Genomic DNA, 236 nt, shown 5'->3' with positions numbered 1-236 from the left:
CGGCCAGCAGACCCCACAGCTCCTCCGGCGAACCCACCCCGCCCGGAAAACGGCACGCCATCCCCACAATCGCCAAGGGGTCGTCGGATTCGGCCAGGGTCTGGCTGCTGTTGCGGGGCAGGTTTGCGTCCGGGTCCGAGGATGTGGATTCCGGGAGGAGTTGGGTGAGGAGGTGGTGGGCCAGGTCGTGGGGGCTGGGGTAGTCGAAGATCAGGGTGGCGGGAAGACGGCGGCCG

Annotated in this window: 1 protein-coding gene; it reads right to left on the bottom strand. The window is 69.1% G+C overall.

The window, feature by feature from the left end; all coding sequences use genetic code 11:
• A partial coding sequence (locus JL475_RS39565) for an acyl carrier protein (protein ID WP_202283002.1) occupies window positions 1-236 on the bottom strand: 236 nt, incomplete at both ends.

Origin of the sequence: Streptomyces sp. M2CJ-2 (genome assembly GCF_016757295.1) — a bacterium.
GTDB lineage: Bacteria > Actinomycetota > Actinomycetes > Streptomycetales > Streptomycetaceae > Streptomyces.
The sequence above is the reverse complement of the archived record's forward strand: the minus strand, read 5'-3'. Positions and strand labels throughout refer to the sequence as shown.